At 69.0% G+C, this 21,211-nt stretch carries 21 protein-coding genes and 2 tRNA genes; 8 read left to right on the plus strand and 15 right to left on the minus strand.

Annotated elements, in window-relative coordinates:
* Positions 1-197 precede the first annotated feature (197 nt).
* Positions 198-1,208: a PrsW family intramembrane metalloprotease gene (locus tag DJ74_RS13705; protein WP_094527599.1), complete on the plus strand. Its 1,011-nt coding sequence runs from the start codon at positions 198-200 to the stop codon at positions 1,206-1,208.
* 23 nt (positions 1,209-1,231) lie between these two features.
* Here the strand turns inward: DJ74_RS13705 and DJ74_RS13710 are convergent, their stop codons facing one another.
* From DJ74_RS13710 to DJ74_RS13720, 3 genes are all read right to left on the minus strand, one after another.
* The gene (locus tag DJ74_RS13710) at positions 1,232-2,212 is read right to left on the minus strand and encodes an ROK family protein (protein ID WP_094527600.1); all 981 of its coding nucleotides are present in this window, start codon (positions 2,210-2,212) and stop codon (positions 1,232-1,234) included.
* A 123-nt stretch (positions 2,213-2,335) separates the two neighbouring features.
* Entirely contained in the window at positions 2,336-2,794 is a 459-nt protein-coding gene (locus DJ74_RS13715; protein ID WP_094527601.1) for a universal stress protein, read from the minus strand.
* Between the two features lie 66 nt (positions 2,795-2,860).
* Positions 2,861-3,715: a hypothetical protein gene (locus DJ74_RS13720; protein ID WP_094527602.1), complete on the minus strand. Its 855-nt coding sequence runs from the start codon at positions 3,713-3,715 to the stop codon at positions 2,861-2,863.
* Between the two features lie 143 nt (positions 3,716-3,858).
* On the opposite strand from DJ74_RS13720, the gene DJ74_RS13725 reads away from it, so the two are divergent.
* The gene (locus DJ74_RS13725; protein WP_094527603.1) at positions 3,859-6,192 is read left to right on the plus strand and encodes a hypothetical protein; all 2,334 of its coding nucleotides are present in this window, start codon (positions 3,859-3,861) and stop codon (positions 6,190-6,192) included.
* 56 nt (positions 6,193-6,248) lie between these two features.
* Positions 6,249-6,842, plus strand: a complete 594-nt coding sequence (locus DJ74_RS13730) for a histidine phosphatase family protein (RefSeq protein WP_094524079.1) — start codon at positions 6,249-6,251, stop codon at positions 6,840-6,842.
* Positions 6,843-6,863: 21 nt separating this feature from the next.
* On the opposite strand, the gene DJ74_RS13735 is transcribed toward DJ74_RS13730, so the two are convergent.
* Both DJ74_RS13735 and DJ74_RS13740 read right to left on the minus strand, forming a co-directional pair.
* Positions 6,864-7,247 (minus strand): DUF5611 family protein, encoded by a 384-nt coding sequence (locus DJ74_RS13735; protein WP_094527604.1) that lies wholly within the window; start codon positions 7,245-7,247, stop codon positions 6,864-6,866.
* 80 nt (positions 7,248-7,327) lie between these two features.
* On the minus strand, positions 7,328-8,428 hold the full coding sequence (locus tag DJ74_RS13740) for a hypothetical protein (RefSeq protein ID WP_094527605.1): 1,101 nt from the start codon (positions 8,426-8,428) through the stop codon (positions 7,328-7,330).
* A gap of 166 nt (positions 8,429-8,594) precedes the next feature.
* Here DJ74_RS13740 and DJ74_RS13745 point away from each other — a divergent pair, with 166 nt between their 5' ends.
* Positions 8,595-8,909, plus strand: coding sequence for a 2Fe-2S iron-sulfur cluster-binding protein (locus DJ74_RS13745; RefSeq protein ID WP_094524076.1), 315 nt, complete (start codon positions 8,595-8,597; stop codon positions 8,907-8,909).
* Positions 8,910-9,110: 201 nt separating this feature from the next.
* Here the strand turns inward: DJ74_RS13745 and DJ74_RS13750 are convergent, their stop codons facing one another.
* Complete coding sequence (locus tag DJ74_RS13750; RefSeq protein ID WP_004048101.1) at positions 9,111-9,305, minus strand: cold-shock protein; 195 nt, start codon at positions 9,303-9,305, stop codon at positions 9,111-9,113.
* A gap of 187 nt (positions 9,306-9,492) precedes the next feature.
* Between DJ74_RS13750 and DJ74_RS13755 the strand changes: the two genes are divergently transcribed.
* Both DJ74_RS13755 and DJ74_RS13760 read left to right on the plus strand, forming a co-directional pair.
* Positions 9,493-10,032: a hypothetical protein gene (locus DJ74_RS13755; protein WP_176451355.1), complete on the plus strand. Its 540-nt coding sequence runs from the start codon at positions 9,493-9,495 to the stop codon at positions 10,030-10,032.
* Between the two features lie 89 nt (positions 10,033-10,121).
* On the plus strand, positions 10,122-10,448 hold the full coding sequence (locus DJ74_RS13760) for a zinc ribbon domain-containing protein (RefSeq protein WP_094527607.1): 327 nt from the start codon (positions 10,122-10,124) through the stop codon (positions 10,446-10,448).
* On the opposite strand, the gene DJ74_RS13765 is transcribed toward DJ74_RS13760, so the two are convergent.
* On the minus strand, positions 10,445-10,939 hold the full coding sequence (locus DJ74_RS13765) for a DoxX family membrane protein (protein ID WP_394338278.1): 495 nt from the start codon (positions 10,937-10,939) through the stop codon (positions 10,445-10,447). The two genes, DJ74_RS13760 and DJ74_RS13765, sit on opposite strands and share 4 nt — an antisense overlap.
* 368 nt (positions 10,940-11,307) lie before the next feature.
* A tRNA-Phe gene (locus DJ74_RS13770) sits at positions 11,308-11,381 on the minus strand.
* A gap of 282 nt (positions 11,382-11,663) precedes the next feature.
* Here DJ74_RS13770 and DJ74_RS13775 point away from each other — a divergent pair.
* A complete protein-coding gene (locus DJ74_RS13775; RefSeq protein ID WP_094527608.1) occupies positions 11,664-12,623 on the plus strand; it encodes a hypothetical protein in 960 nt (319 codons plus the stop codon).
* A 53-nt stretch (positions 12,624-12,676) separates the two neighbouring features.
* Here DJ74_RS13775 and DJ74_RS13780 read toward each other — a convergent pair whose 3' ends face one another.
* Positions 12,677-13,825: a group I intron-associated PD-(D/E)XK endonuclease gene (locus DJ74_RS13780; RefSeq protein ID WP_094527609.1), complete on the minus strand. Its 1,149-nt coding sequence runs from the start codon at positions 13,823-13,825 to the stop codon at positions 12,677-12,679.
* 114 nt (positions 13,826-13,939) lie between these two features.
* Between DJ74_RS13780 and DJ74_RS13785 the strand changes: the two genes are divergently transcribed.
* A complete protein-coding gene (locus tag DJ74_RS13785) occupies positions 13,940-14,143 on the plus strand; it encodes a hypothetical protein (RefSeq protein WP_094524641.1) in 204 nt (67 codons plus the stop codon).
* Positions 14,144-14,147: 4 nt separating this feature from the next.
* On the opposite strand, the gene DJ74_RS13790 is transcribed toward DJ74_RS13785, so the two are convergent.
* The 6 genes from DJ74_RS13790 to DJ74_RS13815 form a co-directional block, all read right to left on the minus strand.
* Positions 14,148-14,218: transfer RNA gene (locus DJ74_RS13790), tRNA-Pro, on the minus strand.
* A 92-nt stretch (positions 14,219-14,310) separates the two neighbouring features.
* The gene (locus tag DJ74_RS13795) at positions 14,311-16,365 is read right to left on the minus strand and encodes a DEAD/DEAH box helicase (RefSeq protein WP_094527610.1); all 2,055 of its coding nucleotides are present in this window, start codon (positions 16,363-16,365) and stop codon (positions 14,311-14,313) included.
* Between the two features lie 124 nt (positions 16,366-16,489).
* Positions 16,490-17,020, minus strand: a complete 531-nt coding sequence (locus DJ74_RS13800; RefSeq protein ID WP_094527611.1) for a 50S ribosomal protein L16 — start codon at positions 17,018-17,020, stop codon at positions 16,490-16,492.
* Between the two features lie 86 nt (positions 17,021-17,106).
* Entirely contained in the window at positions 17,107-17,913 is an 807-nt protein-coding gene (gene nucS / locus DJ74_RS13805) for an endonuclease NucS (protein WP_094527612.1), read from the minus strand.
* 363 nt (positions 17,914-18,276) lie between these two features.
* The gene (locus DJ74_RS13810; RefSeq protein ID WP_094527613.1) at positions 18,277-19,566 is read right to left on the minus strand and encodes an adenosylhomocysteinase; all 1,290 of its coding nucleotides are present in this window, start codon (positions 19,564-19,566) and stop codon (positions 18,277-18,279) included.
* Positions 19,567-19,680: 114 nt separating this feature from the next.
* Positions 19,681-21,000 carry a DNA primase gene (locus DJ74_RS13815; RefSeq protein WP_094527630.1) on the minus strand — a complete coding sequence of 440 codons (1,320 nt, stop codon included), beginning with the start codon at positions 20,998-21,000 and terminating at the stop codon, positions 19,681-19,683.
* Positions 21,001-21,211 lie beyond the last annotated feature (211 nt).

The raw sequence follows: 21,211 nt of genomic DNA on the forward strand, positions 1-21,211 counted from the left end.
CGTCCGCGATCGCGTCCGCGTCGAGCCCCGCCTCGCGGAGCGCTCGCTGAGTCCGTCGGTCGAAGTGCATACCGGCCCTTCGGGCGCCGCGGTTTCAACTCCATCGGCTCGGTCCGGGGCGGGTCCCGCCGGAGGACGACTCCCGATCGGCCGCGGTCCGGCCACGGCTTAAGTCATCCCGGGCCGAACCGGGGCGTATGCCATCCCGGTCGGACCCGGTCCAGTCGCGCGCCGACGACGACCGCGACCTCTACGACGTCGCCACGTGGGAGGAGCGCACCTCTCTCGACGGGCTCTCGGTCGCGCTGTACTGGCTCATCACCCGCTCCGCGAAGGCGCTCGTCGTGTTCGTCGCGCTTCTGGGGCTCCTCGCCATCCTCGGGTCGTTCGGCCTCGGGCTGGTCTTCGACCCCGCCGTCGCCATGCTCGTCGGGCTCTCGGCGATCCCGGCGTTCGGGCTCGCCGCGTACGTGTACGTCTCCGACGTCACGACCGCGGAGCCGCTCTCCCTGCTCGTGGCGACGTTCCTGCTGTCTATCCTGACGGCGACGTTCGCCGCGGTGCTCAACAGCTACGCGCAGCCGCTCTTCTCCCCGCTCGGCTTCCCCGGGATCGTCCTCTTCTTCTTCGTCATCGTCGGTCCCGTCGAGGAGACGGTGAAGCTGCTCGCCGTCCGGCTGTACGCGTACACTGACGACCGGTTCGACGCCGTCGTCGACGGCGCGGTGTACGGGGCGATCGCCGGCCTCGGCTTCGTCGTCATCGAGAACCTCGTGTACATCGCCCGGACGGTCGAGATGTCGGAGCTGACGCTCGGGCTCGCCGTCCTCGGCGCGGGCGACGGGATCACGGCGCTGCGAGCGCTCGCGGGGCCGGGCCACGTCGTCTACTCGGCGTTCGCGGGGTACTACCTCGGGCTCGCGAAGTTCAACCCCGAGAACCGCGGTCCGATCGTGGTGAAGGGGCTCGTCATCGCGGCCGCGATCCACGGGCTGTACAACACCCTCGTCGGCCCGGTGACCTCGGTGATCCCCGCGCTCACTCCCATCCCGCGGCTCCCGGCGCTGTTCCTCTTCGTCCTCCTGTTCCAGGGCGCGTTCGGCTACGTCCTCCTCCGGAAGATCTGGCGGTACCGGGACGCGTACGTGGAGACGCGAGACGCGGTCGGCCCGGACGTCGAGCCGGAGATCACGGAGTTCGAGGATTGACGACGGCCGTTTTTAAAAACCGATCACTCCGGCGGCGAGTCCACGCGCGACCGGTCGCCCGTGCCGCCGGTGAGCGCGCTCGCGAGCGCCCCCTTCACGACGACCTCGTCGCCGAGGTCGGTGAGCTTGACCTCCGGGACGTTGATGAACACCATGTCGGAGAGCTTCTCTCGGATCGGGTCGAGCACCCGGTCCGGGTTGTTGAGCGCGACCGCACCGCCCACGCTCACGACGAGCGGGGCGTACGCGTGGATCACGTTGGCGACGCCCATGGCGTTCCAGTGGGCCACCTGGTCGATCACGTGGTCGGCGAAGACGTCCTCGCCCGCCGCCTCGAACACGTCGACCGCGGAGAAGTCCGGGTCCTCGACGGGGAGCGACGTCTCGATCGGGTCCTCGGCGTGGAGTTCGCGGGCGTACTTCGGGATGTTGTTTCCGGAGCAGTACCCCTCCCAGTGCCCGTCGAGCCCGCACCCGCAGGTCATGAACCCGTGCGGGTCGACGGTCATGTGGCCCACCTCGCCGGCGTTCCCGTCCCACCCCGAGAGCACGTTGCCGTCGACGGCGACCCCGGCGCCGATCCCCGAGGAGATCGTGAGGTACACCATGTCGTCCGGGTTGCGCTCGGCGTGGAACCGCTCGCCGATGACGCCGGCGACGGTGTCGTTGTGGAGGTGGACCTCGTCGGTGCCGAGAAGCTGCGAGACGGGCCCGACGAGCGGGATGCGTTCGACCGTGTCCGGGAGGTTCGCCGGCCCCTGGACGACCCCGGCCGCCAGGTCGAGGGGGCCGATCGAGCCGATCCCGGCCGCGACGACCTCGGTCGGGTCGATCTCGGCGGCCGCGCACGCCCCCCGGACGACGCTCAGCACGGCCTCGGTCACGGCGATCCCGTTCGGACCGCGAGGGGTCCCCTGCGCGTCCGATCCGAGGACCGTCGCGGTGCCGTCGCCGACGACCGCCCGGACGTTCGTCGCCCCCAGGTCGACGCCCACGTAATACATCGGCTAGAACGGCGGACCGGTGTCACTTAAGCGGGACGCTTCCCGAGGCGGTTCGTCCCGTTCGGCGCGCGGTGAGGGCGGCGAGGTGTCGCCCTGACCGGCGCGCGGAGACGGGTCGGTCACTCAGGCGGCGACTTCCCGCACGAAGGTCACCGGGCACGGCGCCGAGAGGATGACCTCCTGAGCGACGCTGCCGAAGACGGCCTTCCCGGTCGGCGACCGGCGCCGCCCGCCGACCACCACGCGGTCGGCCTTGACGGCCGAGGCCGCCTCGACGACCTCGTCGGCGTGATCGCCGACCGCGCCGCGGATCGTGTACGAGACGCCGGCCTCGTCGAGCGCCTTCGCGAGCGCCCGCGTCGTGGTGTGCCGCTCCGCGACCGCGTTCGGCGTCGACCCCTCGCTCGTCGGGTTGACCCCGAGCTTCGACCGGATTCCGTCGAACTCCTCGTCCGAGAACACGTGGGTCAACACGATTTCCGCCCCCGCGGGCTCGGCGACCGCGATGGCCTCCTTCGCGAGCTGCTCTGTTTGTTCCTCGTCTTCGGTTCCGACCGCCAGTAGCACCGTTTCTATGCTCATACCTCCCTTTCGCCGCCCGCCCGGATAAAGCTGTCGAAGTTTTAACTCAGTTCTGAATTAATTTTCTTACGATCGATCCTTACGGTTCTCCCTTGCCTCCGCGTCGTCCTCAGCCGGCGTTCCGGCCGCGTCCGCCTCGGGCGGCTCCGGTTCGCCCGGCGGATCGACGAACAACGGTTCGCCGGTCGGGCGGCCGTAGTCGACGATCCAGTACCGACCGCGGTACGCGCCGACGTTCTCCGGCTTGAGCTCGTCGAAGTGAAACCGGTCGCGGTGCGGCGCCAGCGCCCTCCGAACGCGGTCGAGCGCCTCCTCGCGGACCGGCTCCTCTGGGGGGACCTCCGCCCGCGGCATGACGATCCAGTCGCCGTCGGGGTCGCCGTCGAGGACGGGCAGGAACGGGTGCGACTCGACCGCCGACCAGATCCGTCGCTCTCGTCGGTTCTGCGGGCGCCCGTCGCCCATCTCCGCCGAGGGACCGTACCGCGCCAGCTTCGCGACGAGCGGATCCCCGTGGGTCGGCTCCGGAGTTCCGTCGGTCGGCTTGGCATCCCCGTCGGACGTCCTCGGGTCCCCGCCGATCGATCCGGGAATCCCGACGGCGACGCGACCCGTGCCGACCCCGACGACGTCCGCCGTCGACGTCGCCCCCGACGCGGTCGCCTCCGCCGCCGCTCCCGCCTCGCGGAGCCGCTCCAGCTCCGCGGTCAGTTCGTCGAGGACCTCGCGCTCGCCCGGCGCGAGCTCGTGGAAGTACGTGCGCGCCTCCCCCGCCGGCCACGACCACGTCCGGCCCGCGTACTCCCACTCCGTCTCCTCGACGGCGACTCGCTCGAGCGCGTTCCGGCGGGCCGCTCGCAGGCGACGGGCCGCGGTCGACAGCCGGTCGGCGACCGCCGGCGGGATCGGGTCCTGTCGCATTCGGTCACAGTACCCGGTCCGCGGTCAATAGGTTGTCGTCCACGAGACTCCGCCGCGCATCGCCACGACCGCGCCGCCTCGGCGCCGCCTCGGCGCCGCATCGGCTGCCGAGCGTTTATGTATCGCCTCCGACTCCTTCGCCTATGCCCCGGTGTACCTTCGACGCCGACGAGGTCTCCGTCCCCGGCGACCTCGCCGACGACTGGCGCTGCCCGCGAACGGCCGTCGAGGGAGGCGATCACTGCGCGTTCCACGACCCCGACGCGCTCTCGAACGGGGACGCCGCCGGCGAGCTACTCGAATCCCTCTCTGCGACGCCCGAGGCCGACCTGTTCGCGATTGACCTCGGCGAGCGGCGCTTCGCCCGCGAGCGGAAGCGGTTCGTCGGAGCCCGCCTCTCGGCGCTCGACCTCTCCGACGAGCTGATCGAGCGCGGCGACACACACCCGCTCGACCTCCGCGGCGCTCGAATCGGTGCGCTCGACTGTCACGACGCGCGGATCGAGGCGGACTTCGACCTCGGTGGGTCGCGGATCGGGACCGTCGACGCGACCGACTGCGTCGTCGACGGCGACTGCTCGCTTCGCGAGTCCGCGCTCGGCCCGGCGACGCACCCCGACGCGCGGGTCGACCCGGACGCCGACGGCCTGTGGATCGGGGCCGTCGACGCGGCGGAGCGACCCGCCGACGGCGGCCCCCCGGTCGGTGACGCCGCCTCCACACCGGTGCGGTTCGACGACGCGCGCGTCGGCGGGCGCCTCGTGCTCACCGACGCGGTCGTGAACGGCGACGTCGAGGCGACGGAGTGCGTCGTCGACGGCCGGTTCGAGTTCAAGCGCGGCGCGGTCGAGGGGCGGCTCTACTGCCCGGGACTCACGCTCCGGGGCGAGCGCCACCACGCGAACACCTCCGAGCTCACGCTCCGACTCACCGAGGTGCGCTCGCACGTCGTGCTCGAACACCTCCGGAGCCGGGGGGCGCTCCTGCTGAACGACCTCCACGTCGGGGGCGACCTCCGGCTCGACGCCGTCGACCTCGACGACTCGCTCTGGCTCGGCGCCGTCGACGACGAGTCGACGACGCTCGGCCCCGCGATCGTCGCCGGGAACCTCTCGGTCCGGAACGGCCGGATCGGCGGCGACGCCGACCTCGCGGAGGCGCGGACGGGCACCCTTCCCGGTCCGGTCGTCGACGGCTGCCTCGACCTCTCGGGCACGACCGTCGCGGGCGCGTTGACCTGCACGCCGCGGCTCGCCGACACGACGTTCCCGGTTGCGCGGCTGCGCGGTGTGACCGTCGGCGCCGGCTCGCTCTCGCAGCCGACAGCGAGCGGTCCCGTCGGGTACGACCTCCGGAACGCCACGCTCGGCGACGTCCGACTCGGGACGAACGGCGGGTCCACCGACCGCCTCCACCTCGTCGAGACGACGTTCGACGGCTTCGTCTTCGGACGGAACCGCGACGCCTTCGAGGCGGCCGACTGGCGGATCCACGAGGTCCCGGAGACCGTCGACGGCGACGGCACCGGCTACCGCGGGCTCGCGACGGCCACCGTCGCCGCCGACGCGATGGCGCTCGCGGACGACCTCCTCGCGGCGGCCGCGACGTTCGAGGGGTTCCGGGACGCCCTCTCAGCCGCCGATCCGGTCGACGCGGTCGCGACCCTCGTCGGGGCCCGTGTCGACTTCGCCGCGATCGCCGGAGAGGCCGAGTCGTCCCGCGAATCCGCCCTCCCGGAACCGTTCGACGACCGAGAGAGCGACCGGGTGGGCCTCGTTCGCGGCCTCGCGGCGGTCGCCTCGGACGGCGGGGACGCGGTGAGCCCCGCGCCGACCGCCGTCGTCGCCCTCCGCGACCCCGACGTCCGCGCCGCGCTCGCCCGGGTCGACCCCGACGCATACCCCGCGCACGACCCGGGGAAGGCGGCCGCGCGCGGCGAGTTACAGAGCGCGATCGCCCCGGTGATCGCCGACGTCGACGCGGAGGTCCCCGACGCCGAGACGCTGGTCACCACCTACGTGCTCGCGCGCAACGGCGCGAACCGCGTCGGCGACACGAACGCGGCCTCTCGGTTCTTCCGGAACGAGATGCTCCAGCGTCGACGGGTCCACCGGAAAGAGGCCCGCGCCCGCGGGTCGCCACGGAAGCGCCTCGCCGCCGCGTCCGATTACGTCTCGAACGCGCTGTTCGACCTCAGCTCCGGCTACGGCGAACGCCCCGGCCGAGTGCTCACCTTCTCCGGGAGCGTCGTGTTCGTCTTCGCGGGGGCGTTCGCCGTGCTGCTCCCCGAACCTCCGTACGGGGGCGTCCTCGGGTACGGGCTGTTGAGCTTGGAGTCGTTCGTCGCGCTGATCCTCGGCGGCGGCACGGAGCAGTCCGACTTGGCCGTCCGGCTCGCCGCCACCCTGGAGGGGTTCGTCGGCGCGTTCCTCATCGCGCTGTTCGTCTTCGCGCTGACGCGGTCGCTCGAACGCTGACTGGGACGCGGCTCCGACGACGAAAGGCCCTTGATACGAGACGCCGAGAGTGAACCGTGAGCACGCTGTTCGTCAGACACGGGACGACCGAGTGGAACGAGGCGGGTCGGATCCAGGGGTGGGCGCCCGTCGGGCTCTCCGACGCCGGACGCGAGGAGGCCGCGGCGGTCGCCGACGCCCTCGTTGAGCGCCACGCGGTCGACGCGGTCGTCGCCTCGGACCTCGCGCGGACCGTGGCGACCGCCGAGCCGATCGCCGCGGCGGCCGGGGTCGAACTCGAGACCGACCCGCGGCTCCGCGAGCGCGACTTCGGCGTGTTTCAAGGCCTCTCTTCCGGCTCCTTCTTCGAGCGCTTCCCCGCGTTCGACCTGCTGGAGAACGGACGGGCCGCGGCCGAGCGCGAGCCGGAGAGCGGCGAGAGCTGGCTCTCCGTCCGCGACCGCGTTCTCGACGCGGTCGCGGATCTGCGCGCCCGCGAGGGGACCGTCGTCGCCGTCACGCACGTGAACCCGATCCGGCTCGTCGTCGGCGAGCGCAGAGACCTCTCGGTGGTGCGGTCGCTCACGGAGCTGTCGGCCGACAACTGCTCGGTCACCGAGATCGACGACGCGGGCGCGCTCGTCGGCACGAACGACCGATCGTATAAATAGCGGCGGGGGCCCGGGCTCGACTCAGTAGTCGGGCGCGTCGTCCTCGACCTCGCGCTTCAGCGAGTCGCGGCGGGACTTCGCGTCGCGGCCAGTCGCCTCCAGCAGGAACTCGTTTTTCGCGTCGACCGCGTCGGCGGCGGCGTCGGCGTTCCCCTCGGCGATGACGTCCTCGGCGGGCCGCTCCTCGAAGTGGACCGCGAGCTTGTCCTTCTTTCCACCGTACTCGGCGGCACCGGCCACGATTCGTTCGAAAACGGGATTGTCGGGGTCTTCGACCACGTACAGCTCGTGGCCCTGCCACTCCTCTGTGTCGGAGACCTCGCCGAAGTACTCCTCGATGGAGCCCTTCAGGTCGGGCATGCGGTCGTCCAGATGCTCGCCGCGGCGCATCTTGTACTCCTTCATGCCGCGACCGTTCGACAGGGGGGCGTAAACCAGTTTCGTCACGGGGTGTTCAGGCCGTTACGAGACCCCTCCGGCGCCGATCAGATCGGCCGCTCGGTGACGTAGCCGCGCTTGCACTCGGGACAGATGTCGCCCGCGCGCATGGAGTTGCCGTCGGCGTCCCGGGTCATCCCGCACTCGGGGCAGTGGTACTCCGTCGTCGTCTCCGAGGTCGACGTCGAGAGGTCCGGGGTCTCCGCGCGGGTGATCCCCGTTCCGGCGTCGACCGGCTCCGCCTCCTCGCCCCGCGGTTCGATCGTGCCGCCGACCTCGTCCGCGTCGCGCTCCGGCGCCTCGACGTACTCCGCGTCTCCGTCTCCGTCCGCCGACTCGGCCGCCTCGGGGGTGAGACCGCCCCCGAACTCCACGCCGCCGGCGTCGCCGTCGCCGACCTCCGCGCTGAACCCCTCGTCCTCCCCGCGCTGTTCGGGCCACGCCGTCGTCGACGGCTCCGGCTCGTCCGCCTCGTCGACCTCCGGCCACGCCCCGCGCTCGCGGTCGGCCGCCGGCTCGTCCGCCTCGTCGAGGATCACGCCGTCGTCGGTCGCCGCGTCCCGCTCGTCGCCCTCCGTCGACTCCGCGGTCTCGACCTCGGGGTACTCCGCGTACTCGTCGCCGCCCCCCAGCGAGCCCGCCTCGTCGTGCGGGCCCGATTCGAGGAGCTCCGCGTCCTCGTCGTCCGCGGGCGCGTCTCCCTCGTCGTCCGCGTCCGCGGCACCGTCTTCGGGTCTGTCGTCGGCCGCCGCGGCCGGTCCGTCGTCGATGATCACGGCGTCGTCGACGTCGTCGGTCGCGTCGACCGTCGGGCCCGCCTCGCCCGCCCCGTCGTCCGTCGCCGCGGCGTCCATCGAGACGGCGTCCGTTCCGACGACGTCCGGCCCGACGCCGCCCGTCGCGCCGCGGTCGTCGTCGACGCCCGGGGTCGCCCCGGCCCCCGCCGTTTCGGCGCCCGCGACGGCCTCGTCGGTCAGTTGCTCCATCGTCGTGACCTCGGTGTTCTCGCTCACGACCTGCGTCTCACCGCAGCGAGCGCAGGTCTTCACCTCGGTGACGGTCGTGACGACCTCGTTCCCGTCCTCCTCGCGCTCGCGCCGTAGTTCGGGCTCGTCGAAGTCGTGCCCGAGCAGACACCTGAGTCCCATTATGTCCGTCCTGCGGTGCCGAGGGTAAAAAACGCCCCGTCCGGCGTCTGACGCCCGGCGTACGCCCGTCTCGTCGGGCGGCCGTTTCGAACCGCGGTCCCGCGCGGGACGCTATCCCCGACCGCAGTACATAGACTCTTTGTGGATCGGTCGCGTACCTTCGGACATGCCGACCGTATCCTATCAGGGAGAGGAGATCGAGTGCGAGAAAGGCGCCGTGTTACGCGACGTGCTGAAGGAGGCCGGACTCTCCGTGTACAACGGCAAGATGAAACAGCTCAACTGCCGGGGTGCGGGGTCGTGCGGGTCCTGTGCGGTCCAGGTCGACGGCGAGGTGAGCGAACCCGGCAAGAAGGAGAAGGCCCGCCTCTGGTTCCCGCCGCACCACCCGAGCCACGACGTCCGACTCGCCTGTCAGACGAAGGTCGAGGGAGACGTTGAGGTGACGAAGGGCCGCGGGCTCTTCGGGCAGCACATCTGAGTCGTCCGTCTCCGGCCGTTGTACGCCGATACTTCGACGCCACCGCTCGCCGTCACCGGCCGAACCGATCGGCGGCGGCGACGCTCGGTGTCGTGATAAGTACCCGCGTCGGACGTGAGTCCGGAGCGGGCAAAAGTCTCGTTGTCGCGTGTCAGAGCCGTGTTCGGCGTCAGCCGGACCGACCCGCCTTATCGGATCGGCTTACTGCCGAACGACGTTGGACGCGCGCGGCCCCTTGGGCGAGGACTCGATGTCGAACTCGAGCTCCTGGCCCTCTTCGAGGTCCGGCCCTTCGACGTCTTCCATGTGGAAGAACACGTCGTCGTCAGCGTCGTCAGTCTCAATAAATCCGTAGCCGCCAGTGTCGTTGAAGAAATCAACCTTTCCGGTCGCCATTGCATCCTAGCGGACGCCCCGTTCGGGCATAAGGATTGCGAGTGTACAGTTACCACGGGTGAAGCCGAACGATTGTTGTCGTTGTGGGCTATTTTTGAGGCGATCGGTGCCCGCGCTCTGGGACTTATCGCGTCACACCGACCGATCCGTCGGTTCTCCGGATCCGGCCGCCGGCGGAGGGACGTTTATGTTCGCCCGCCGCGATCGGCGTGTCGTGTTTCGATCGCTCAGGGAGAACGGACCGGCGTTGCTCGTCCCCGCCGCTTGGACCGTCGTCGCCGCGACGGCGCTCGACGTCGTCTCGACGCGCGCCCTGTTCGTCGCCCACGTCGTCATGAGCGTCCTGCTCGTCGCGTTCGTGATCGCCTCGTGGCGCGACATGGCGAGCGGCGTGCTCCGGGCGTGGAAGCTCGTGATCCTCGCCGGCACGCCCGCGACGCTCGCTGGCCTCGCGGGATTCCTCGCGCTCGGCGGCACCGGGACCTCCCCGACCGCCCTGTTGGCCGTCTCGCTGTACGGCTGGGCGCTCCTCCCCGCGGCCGGGTTCGCGTACACCGGACGCCGCGTCGAGGCGGGCGCGCGGATCTACGACGCCGGCGCCGCCTGCTGCGTCGCCGGCGCGGTCGCGATCCCGGCCGCACCCTCGCCGACGTGGACCGCGGTCGGGATCGCGGTCGTCGGACTCGGCCAGACCGCCGGCATCCTCGACGCCACGCTGCGGTACTGACCCGTCGCCGCCGCGTCCGCCGCGGCCGCCGTAGCCTTGGTCCGTGCGATCACCCCACAATATCTATGCCTCCGGCCCGTAGGAACCGCGTGATCGACCTCGGCCCGGTGTACCTCGCGGTCGTGGGGACGCTGCTGCTCGTCGCGTTAGGGCTCGGGTTCCGCGTGCTCCGCGGGATCGTCCGCGAGGGGCGCGACCGCCGGGCCCGTCGGCGGGCCGGCGAGATGGAGCAGTACACGGAAGACGAGGAGTACGGTGGGCGGCCGTCGGCCGGTTCGGAGGGCGACCGCGCGGCGGTCGAGGAGCGCGACGACTCGAACGGACCGGCCGCGACCTGCCCGAACTGCGGCGCGGCCAACGAGTCGGGATTCGACTACTGCCGTCGCTGTACGACGCCGCTTCGACCCGGGCCCTAGCCCGTCGGCTCCGTCGCCCCTCCCGCCTCGACCTCTGCGTCGCCCTCGGGCTCCGACTCCGGGAGCGCGTGCCACCACGCCCACAGCACTAGCACGGCCTGAAACGGGAGTCTCGCCCACGCGGCCGCCCGCGAGACCCCGGCGAACCGGTCGGGAACGAGATCGGCCGCGACGTCGTCGGTCGCCATGTAGACGTTCGCCGGGAAGACGGCGACCAGCAGCGCGACGATCCCCCACGCCGACGCCCGCCGCGTCCGGTCGAACTGCAGTCCGATCCCGAGGGCGAGCTCCGCGATCCCGGAGCAGTAGACGAGCGCTCGCGGTCGCGGGAACTCGGGCGGGACGGCCCGGGCGAACGAGTCCGGCGCGAGGAAGTGGGTCATACCCGCGACGGCGTATATCGTTCCCATCACGCGGCGGAGGCGGCGCTTCCGTCTCGCGAGCGGGCCGGTGCGGTCGTCGGTGCCGTCGGCGTCGACGTCGTCTCTCACCCGAGCGGATACCGACGGGCGACTAATGAGCGTTCCCCCGGCTTCGACCGATCCGTTTTCCCGACGGTTCGCCCTCCTCACGGGTTTGGAACATGCCGCCTCCCCGATTTGAACACCGGAAGACATCGCTCCGCTCGTCTTCCGAGCCCCCGCTCGCTGCGCTCGCGGGGACGGAGGACAGCTCGATCTTTAGTCGGCGCTTCCGAACTTAGTTCCCACAAAAACAATGCCGCCTCCCCGATTTGAACTCGCCGAGACGCTCGCCCTCGCCCCGCTCGGGCTCGCGACTCGTCTGCTCAAATCGGGTCGGGAACATTTTCACTGCTCACGGTTCAGTCGCTTCGCTCCCTCACGAGTTCGCAGGAAAATGCCGCCTCCCCGATTTGAACGGGGGACAGCTCGATCTTCAGTCGAGTGCTCTCCCAGTCTGAGCTAAGGCGGCTCGCACTCGGATCAACGCCGATTCGAGACAAAAGGATTTCGAAAGGCGGCGGTCCGATCGCCCCGCCGCCTCGGAGCGCGCGACTCGGCCCGCTCCAGAGCGCGCCGACATCGAGCCGAGGCTCCTCGCGCCGACCGCGAACGCCTCCTTCAATCCTCTCGCGGTTGCGTTCGCTTACTTCAAACCACCGTCCGTTGACGCCATAAAACCGAGGCAATCAACTTTAATTCGGGCCTAATATTCTCGGTTTTTACACCCGCCCCGGACCAACGCCGAACTGCGATGAGCCGACACACTCGACGTTCGGTCGTGAAGCTCGCAGGCGCATCGATCGCGGCCGCCGCCGTCCCCGCCGTCGCGTCGGCCGAGGAGACCTCGTCCTCCGACTGGACCGTCGCCGAGACGCCGGTCGACGGGACCCTCCACGACGTCCGGTACACGGCGACGAACCCGCACGCGGTCGGCGCGGGCGGCGTCCTGATCGAGCGGACGGCGGCCGGCTGGGAGACGGTGTTCCGCGGCGGGCCCACGGGCAACGGCAACGGGCTGTACGGCGCCGCCGTCACCGACGACGGCGAGCGGCTCTGGTTCGTCGGCAACAGCGGCGCCGTCGGCGAGTACGACGTGACGACCGGGAACCTGATCGACCGGTCCAAGCCGACGGGCGCCTCCAACCAGTTCAACTCCGTCGCCGTCACGGGTCCCGCGGGCGACGCGGACGTGTACGTCGTCGACGACTCCGGGCTGGTGTACTACAGCTTCGACAACGGCGAGGAGGGTACCTGGAACCACCTCACGCCCGGTTCCGGCTCCGGGATCCCCGCCGTCGAGTTCTACGGCGCCCGCGCGGGAACCCTGATCGACACGAACGGCACGGTGTTCGGCACCGACGACGGCCCGACGTGGGAGGCGTTCGGCATAGAGAACGCCGACACGACCTTCGCCGGCCTCGACGCCGACGCCCCCGACGACGCGACCGTGGTCGGCGGCGGCGGATCCCTCTACGTCTACGACGGCGTCGAGTGGCGGTCGGACCGGATCGCAGAGGCCGGTCTCAAAGACGTGGTCACGAGCGACGCCGGCGGCGTCGCGGTCGGCGGAAGCGGCACCGTCGTCGAGCGCGATGACGGCGCCTGGGGCGTCGTCGACACGCCCTCCGGACAGAACCTCCGCGCCGTCGCGGCGTTCGACGGCGCTCGCGACTACGCCGTCGGCGCCAGCGGGACGGTGTTAGAGCGGTAAGGTTTCCACTCGGTGACTCGACTCTCAGAAGGGTCACCGAAGCATGTGTCTGTCTATACTGGCCACATCTTTTCTAACAGGTAATCCTCTGCAAAATTGATCCGACTATCCTCTTTTTCGGGCGGATCTATTCGCAGAGAGACAGAATCCCCGAACGAATCATCTGACACGAGATACCATTCTTCTTTTTCAGGATTCTTGAGCGAATAATAATCGGCATTATCGCCGCTCGCGTTGAACCGGAGTAGCCCGTTCTCGATCCACGCTGTTTCGACGCAGATTCGGAAGTCCAACTGCTTACTGTGGACCTCTGCCGTCTTTTTATCGCTGCACTCCACGCGGCTGTACGACACTTGCCCCTCTCGCAGTCTACTGATGAACTGGGACAGCTCCGGCGTCGGATCCGTCTGCGAAGTCCCGACGACTACTGGTGGCCAGTTGTTCCCGAACTCGTACTCATCTACTGGATTCGATCTGGTCCCTCGCGTATTCTCGCTGTCTACCCGGAAAGAGATTGATTCATTAAACTCATCAGTATGTACAGACAGCAAATCGTCCAAGCCATCGCAGTATACGAGATGGTACTCTGCGGAATTACTCGGCGTGAACCGGACCCGGCCATTCACGATCCATCCGGTTTCGACTCCGATCCGATGTGTTTCACCGTCTGTGTCCACGAACAACAGATTCCGGCTGTCCTCTCTGATCGGATCAATATACACCGAACCCTCTACGCTCTCAAGCGCATCGATAGCTGCAGAGACCGCTGAGTCACCCTCGTTGTGGCCGTCGGGTGGCCACTGGTGATCGAGCCGATAGTCATCAGCCCAATTGATCTGACTGGTCTTTCGAGTAGGCGTGTCGATGCGCAAGTGCATCGAGGTACCAACTTCCTCTGAATCGATAAAATAGGTCTCCTCTGTTTCGTCGCAGTATACGAGAAAGCAGTCGACATCGTCGCCGTACTCCTTGTACACATGCCCGGACGAATTCGTGTGTTGACTTACCCCTTTGAATCGAATCACGCCGTCTTTCAATCGCCCCGTTTTGATCTGTCCGCGTATCAGACCGCCGTCTGGTTTTTCCAGGATAACATCGTATCTTTCGTTGTCGCCTACCGGCGTTGACACGCTGATGTTGCGCTTCTTCAGTTCCGTAATGACGATTTGTTCGGTGAGATCGCCTTGCCTGTGTGATTCCATATCTGCCGTGATTCGTTATCTCGTTTGAAAGTCATGGCACTTACATTTGTGTATTTGCAAACTATGCCGATCGAACAGCGCCAAACAATTACCAGATTGGTGCGTAAACTGAGTGTGGCCCGAACACGCGCTCTCCTCACCGAAACCGAACGCGAACATCTCAGATCGGAGAAGGCCAGCTCGAACCAGTATCAAGCTGTGTCTCGAATTCGGAACCGAATACACGAAGAACTCCAGACCGATCTAGAGGTTCTCGAAAAACACCATCCAGAGCTGTATAAGGAGCTTGCGCAGATCGTCTGTGACGGCGAAGAGTAGTAGATGGGGCCGCTGAGAGTCGAACTCAGGTCCACTGCACCCAAGGCAGCGAGGATACCACTACCCCACGGCCCCGTACCTGCACATACCCGCATCGGCCGGTAAAGCGTTTCGTTGCGCGGTCAAGGCTGTTCTCAACCGCGGCCGCCCCGCGACGGCCTGCCGCTTCACTCCTCGTCGTCGCGCAGTTCGAGGTCGGCGACGATCTGGTAGGGGTCGGTCCCCTTCCGGATCGCGTCGAGGATGAAGAACGCCTCGTCGGGCGCGAGGAAGTGCCGCGTGACGCCGCGGCCGAGCGGCGTCGGATCGAAGCCGTCGATGAACTCCCACTCCAGCAGCTTCCCGATCGCGTGTTTCGTCGGCACCTCGCCGATCATCCGGTCGTTGAGCCGCTTGGCCTTCTTGCCGGCGACGACGACGTTCGCCAGCGTCTCCTCGACGGCGGCGGCCTCGTCGTAGTGGGTCGCCACGTCCTCCATCTCCCCTTTCAGCAGGGTGAACGCGACCTCGTCTTCGGTGCGGTCCATGGAGTTGTGGTAGACGCCGTCGGGCTCGACGAGGAGGTAGACGCGCCCGCGGTCGTGGTAGTCCGGCCGTCCGGCGCGCCCGAGCATCTGCGAGAACTCCTGGACGGAGAGCCACTCGATCCCCATCGCCAGCGAGTCGAAGATCACCTGCGAGGCGGGGAAGTCGACGCCGGCGGCCAGCGCCGCGGTGGTGACGACCGCGGAGAGGTCCTGGTTCCCGAACTGGCGTTCGACCTGCTTCCGGCGTTTGTAGTCGAGGCCGGCGTGGTACGGCGCGGAGTCGTATCGGAGCTTCCGGCTGATCTCGTGGCAGCGCCGCCGGGAGTTCGTGAAGACGATCGTCTGTCCGCGGTACCCCTTCGACGACTTCGTGTCGAACTCCCGCTTCACGAGCTTGTCGGCGATCTGCGCCTTCTCACGGCTGTCCGCGAAGGTGACGTGCCGCTCGATGGGAACGGGGCGCTCCTCGTACTCGATGAGGGTCGCCCGGAGCTTCTCGGCGAGCCACTCCGGGTTCCCGACCGTCGCGGAGAGGTAGACGAACTGCGTGCCGCCGTATCCCGAGTGCGTCTCCATCCGATTCTCGCTGTAGTACTTCAGCCGGGAGATGAGGCCGTCGAGCCGGTGGCCGCGCTCGCCCTCCTTCAGCGTGTGGACCTCGTCGATGACGACGGTGCCGACGTCGCCGAGGTCCTTCCCCGTCCGGAGCGCGTGGTCGATCCCCTCGTAGGTGCCGACGATCACGTCGGCGTTCGGGTCGAAGCGGTTGCCGTCGTCGTTCACGCGCGAGGAGCCGACGCGGATCGAGACGTTCAGCCGGTCGCCGTAGCGGTCTTTGAAGTCCTCGTGCTTCTGGTTGGCGAGCGCGACGAGCGGGACCAGAAAGAGGAGCTTCCCCTCCCCCTTCAGCGCCCGGTCGATCCCGGTCAGCTCCCCGACCAGCGTCTTCCCCGTCGCGGTCGCGCTCACGACGAGCTGGTCGTCCCCCTCGAGGAGGCCGTTTCGCACGGAGAGGCTCTGGACCGGGAGCAGCTCCTCGAACCGGCCTTGGAGGTGCGCGGAGAGGTCCGAGTGGAGATCGAGGTCCTCGGTGCGCACGGGGCTCACGTCGTCGACGTTGGCGGAGACCTCGTCGTACTTGGTGAGGTCGGGGTCGAGCCCGCCCTGCAGGAGGTTGACGATCCGATCGAGGTCGCCGGACTCGTACAGCAGCTCCTCCAACCGCTCCTCGGCGGCGCCCGTGAACTCGCCTTTATACGAGAGCTCCCGTTCGAGCTCTCTGCGGGCGCAGTCCCGGCAGATCAGCTCGTCGTTGTGTTCGACCGCGGTCTCGCTCGTGATCGGCCCGTATCGCCCGTCGTTCGCGCAGCGACGGCAAGTCCGGACGGCCATCGCCTCCAGCTGGTAGCCGTCGAGCATCGCCTCCAGCCGCTTCCGGTTCTCCGGCGACGTCTGCTCGGAGATGCGGATCCGGTCGGCCGCGCGGGCGAGGTCGACGAACTCGTCCGGACGGCGGGGGTGGTCCTCGCCGTCGCGGATCACGCGGAACTTCCCCGGGCGCGGGCCCGCGGAGGTCTCCTTGAGTTCGAGCCGCCCGCGGAGCACCCTGTTCCCGTCCCGGTTCGCGACGACGGTGTAGTCGCTCCGCGCCTCGTGGAGGAACAGCGTCTCGACCTCGGCCAACTGCTGTGACACTGGCCGTCGATACGCGAGGAAGGTATTTCAGGAGTTCGGCTCGCCGTGCGGCGGCTCTCGCGTCACCGCGTCCGGCCGCACGGCTCGGGGCGTGAGAACCGCGCCTCGAAAAAGGCCGGCGGGGTTACGAGACGAGGAGCTTCTCGCCGCGGTCGACCGTGATCCGGCACGGGGGCGAGAGCTTGTTGTACGCGCGCCGGAACGCCTCCTTCACGACGGACGCCTGCTCGACGTCGCAGTAGGCGGTGAAGACGATGTCGTCCGCGTTCAGGCGGGCGGCCGTCCCGACCGGCTTGCCGAACGCCTGCCGCATCCCGTCGGAGACGCGGTCCGCGCCGGCGCCGGTCGCCTGCTTGTTCTCCCGGATGACTTGGTGGGGAAACTTGCGGAGGGTCATCTTGTAGTTACCCTCGCCGAGCTCCTTGATCAGGTGACGGTTCGCCGAGAGGCGCGCGCTCTCGAGCGAGCCGTGGCGGATCTGGAGCTCCTCCTCGACGCGGAGGCTGATCTGGACGGGGTAGTCGTCCGGCTCAGCGGAGAGATCGCCCATGTTGTGCTGGGCGATCTTCGAGCCGGGGATCCCGGTGATGTACTCGCGGCGGGTGAACGACGGCTTGTCGATCGTCCGATACATAGAGGCGGGTTTGTCAGACATGGCTACTTGCCCGATGTAGCCCGCGCTGCGGCGATAAACCCTTCGATACCGCGGCGTCGTCGGTCCGTTTCACGGCGCTCGCCGCCTCACTCCTCGGGCGTCGGTTCGAGCGCGACGTGATCGAACCCCCGGTCCGCCAGCCGCTCGGCGGCCCGGTCCGTGACCGAGGGCGCGACGAGGACTCCGCGGACGAGGGTCCCGCCGTCGCCGTCGCTGAGCGCGTCGCCGTCGCCGAGCGCGTCGCCGTCGCCGAGCGCGTCGCCGTCGGCGTCGGCGTCCGCCGCCCCCAACTCCTCGCGGAGCGCCCGCACGTACCGCGCGAGCTGGCCGACAGCGTCCGGGCCGACCCGCCGGCGCTTCAGCTCGACGACGACCGGGTTGCCGTCGCCGTCGACGCCGAACACGTCCATCGGGCCGGCGCTGGAGGGGCGCTCGGTCGCCTTCGGCTCGAACCCCGGTTCGACGAGTTCGGGGCGCTCCAGGATCCGGGTCCGGAGGTCCTCCTCGCTGCCGTGGAGCGCGAGGTCGCGCCCGCCGGTGACCGCCATCGCGGAGAGCTGGTGGACCCGGTCGAAGCGGACCGTGAGCGTCTCGTCGGGGGTGGTGCGCGTCGAACGCACCCGGAGCCGCCCCTCGCGGACCGCGGCGCGGTGCTCGGAGCCCGGGGGCTGCCAGTTCACGGGCTGGTGTCCCTCGTCGGTGTGCACGAGGGCGGCCCCGTCGGGCTTCAACACGAGCAGGCGGTCGCCGGCGCCGAGGTCGGACGCGGCGCGGCCCTCGTAACTGACCGTGCAGCGCCCGAAGACGCTGATCAGGTCGCCGCGCTCGAAGGCGTCCTCCAGCTCCCAGAGGGCCTCGCGGTGGCTCGGGTCGTGGACGCTCGTGACTGTCACTACTACTCGTACGTGGTTGTCGCTCAAAAAGGAAGCGCGGTCGACTGTTTATAAATGATCGGGGATGGATCGGCGGAGAACGCCTCCAAAGCCCCAGCCGCGAAGGCGGGCGCACGCTCGCTGCGCGCCTCACTCGGTCGTTCGCTTCGCTCACTCCCTCGCTACGGTGCTTACGTCGCCTGCGCCCGCCTTCGCGGCTGTCCCTTTGAGTCCCACCCGACCACACCGCGACCGCACCACACGCCTCCCCAGCCTCGCGGCTCCCTCCGGTCGCCGCGTCCCTCGCACGCGCTCCTCGTGGCCTGTCGGCCACTCGGAGGCGCGCGCCACCGCACAAATCTGATTATAAACGCCGCCGCCGCGTTAGGTCCCGTGCTCCCAGCTGTCCATGTACTCGCGCTGCTCGTCGGTGAGGTCGTCGTGTTCGACGCCCTCCGCGGCGAGCTTGATCTCGGCGACCTCGCGGTCGAGCTCGTCGGGCACGTCGTGGACGCCGGGCTCGTAGCTCCCGCCGTTCGCGGCCAGCTCGCGGACGACGACCGCCTGGACGCCGAAGCTCTGGTCCATCACCTCGACCGGGTGGCCGAGCGAGATGGGCGCGGCGAGGTTGACGAGCCGTCCCTCGGCGAGCACGTTGAGGACGCGGCCGTCGTCCAGCTCGAACCCCTCGACGCCGTCGCGGACCTCGTAGCGGTCCACGGCGAGGTCGTCGAGGTCGTCGAGGTTCACTTCGACGTCGAAGTGGCCGGCGTTGGCCAGCAGGACGCCGTCCTGCATCCGCTCGAAGTGCTCGCGGGTGATCACGTCGCGGTTGCCCGTCGTCGTGATGAACACGTCGCCCTTCGCCGCGGCCTCGGCCATCGGCAGCACCTCGTACCCCTCCATGTGGGCTTCGAGGGCCTTCCGCGGGTCGACCTCGCAGACGATGACGTTCGCGTTCTGGCCGGACGCCTTCTTCGCGACGCCCTTCCCGCACTGGCCGTAGCCGCCGACGACGACGTTCTTGCCGGCCCACGAGAGGTTCGTCGTCATCGCGATGGTCGCGAGCGACGACTCGCCGGTCCCGTGGACGTTGTCGAACAGCTGTTTCATCGGCGTGTCGTTCACGGCGAAGACGGGGTAGTGGAGTTCGCCGTCGGCGTCCATCGCGCGCAGGCGCTGGACGCCCGTGGTCGTCTCTTCGGCGCCGCCGACGATGGAGTCGATCAGCTCGGGGTACTCCTCGTGGACGAGCTTCACCATGTCCATCCCGTCGTCGACGGTGACGGTCGGGTCGTGGGCGATGCAGGCGTGCATCGCGTCGTAGTACTCCTCGTCGTCGACGCCGCGGACCGCGTAGGAGGTGATCGACTCGTGGGTGTCGAGCGCGGCCGACACGTCGTCGTGGGTCGAGAGCGGGTTGCACCCGGTGATCGCCACTTCGGCGCCGCCGTCGGCGAGCAGTTCGACGAGGTTCGCCGTCTTCGCCTCGACGTGCATCGCCATCGCGATCGTCTCGCCCGCGAGCGGCTGCTCGTCGACGAACTCCTCGCGGAGCGCGTTCAGGATCGGCATGTGCTGGAGCGCCCAGTCCATCTTCCGGCGCCCCTCCTCCCGGGCCGTCTCGAGGTCCGAGAGGTGCTTCGCTACCGGCGGATACGCGGTTTCGCTCATGCCTCTCGGTTCGCTCACGGCGCACTAAACCCTGCCGACACCGGGTCGCGTTGAAAACGCTGAAAAGGGATCCGCGTCGGTCGCGTCTCGGTTACCGCGTCGCTCGCGCGTCAGTTACGGCGGGCCGTTGCCGTTCCCGTTACCCGGGCCGCCAGCGCCGTCGTCGTCATCGTCGTCACCGTCTTCGTCGTCGTCCGCTTCCTCGTCGTCATCCTCCGCGTCGCTCTCTTCTTCCGCATCGTCGTCCGCGTCGTCCGCGTCGTCCGCGTCGTCCGCGTCGCCCTCGTCGTCGCCGTTACCGGCGTGCTCCGGGGGACCCTGTTCGCCGTCGTTGCCCTGTCCCGCGTGGTCGGGCGCGTTGCCGTTGCCGGGCGCGTCGCTCTCGTTCTCGGCGGTGTCATTCTCGGCGTCGTCCGGGCCGCCGGGGCCGCCAGCCTGGTCCGGCGCGTTACCCGGGTTGTTCTCCGTCACGAAGTCCGAGACGGCGTCGCCGATGCCGCCCTCGCGGTCGCCGATCTGCTCGACGAACTCGCGGACGAGCTGTCCGAACGGCCGGTCCTCCGCGGCCCCCTCGCCGGTCGTCAGGTCGACCGTCGTCGAGACGGTGCCGTTCCCGAACTCGGCGGTCACGTCGACCGTGACGTTCTCCTCGGCGGCGGGGAGCGTGACCGTGCCGTTCTCGTCGGTCTCGTAGTCGCGCTCGCCGACGTAGGTGACGTTCTGACCGTCGGCGGTGGTGACGTTCACGGAGGCGTTCTCGGCGGCCTCGCCGTCGTCGGTGACCGTGACGACGGGCTCGCCGTCGGTGTTCTCGACGTCGAGTTCGAGGCCCTCGGGCGCCTCGAGGTCGACCGTCGTCGAGACGGAGTCGTTCTCGTACTCGGCGGTCACGTCGATCGTGACGTCCTCCTCGGCGGCGGGGAGCGTGACCGTGCCGTTCTCGTCGGTCGCGTAGTCGCCCGTGCCGGCGTAGCTGGCGTTCTCGTCGGCGGTCGTGACGTTCACCGAGGCGTTCTCGACCGCGGTGTCGTTGTCGGTGACCGTGACGACGGGCTCGCCGTCGGTGTTCTCGACGTCGACTTCGAGGCCGTCGGGCGCCTCCAGATCGGCCGTCGCGGAGACGGAGTCGTTCTCGGCGGTGGCGGTCACCTCGACCGTCACGTCCTGCTCGGGGACGGGGAGGTCGACGGTGCCGTTCGCGTCCGTCTCGTACTCGCCCGCTCCCGCGTACGACTCGTTCTCCGCGTCGACCACGCTCACGTTGACCGTGGCGTTCTCGACCGCGGTGCCGTTCTCGTCTGTCACCGTAACCGTCGGCTGCTCGCCGTCGTCGTCGACGGCCACTTGGAGGTGGCCGTCGGCGGCGGCGACGCCGGTCATCGCGCCGAGCGCGACGACCACGACCAGTAGGATGGCTGTCGTGCGTTCTCTCATGTCCACCTGAGGCCACTGGCCCTTTACATATAAATAGAGAGTTCAGTTAACCCGGTTTAAACCGGATTTTATCCGACTTAGCGGCTCTGTGTCGGTAGTTTTGTGTTTCACCGGCACTTCGGCGGTAATCGGTCCATATTGCCTCCGATCCGAGCGCCGATGACGCCGGTCCGCGGCTCGGACGCGGCTCGGACGCGGTGCGACCGCGCTC

This window comes from Halorubrum sp. Ea8 (genome assembly GCF_002252925.1).
GTDB lineage: Archaea > Halobacteriota > Halobacteria > Halobacteriales > Haloferacaceae > Halorubrum.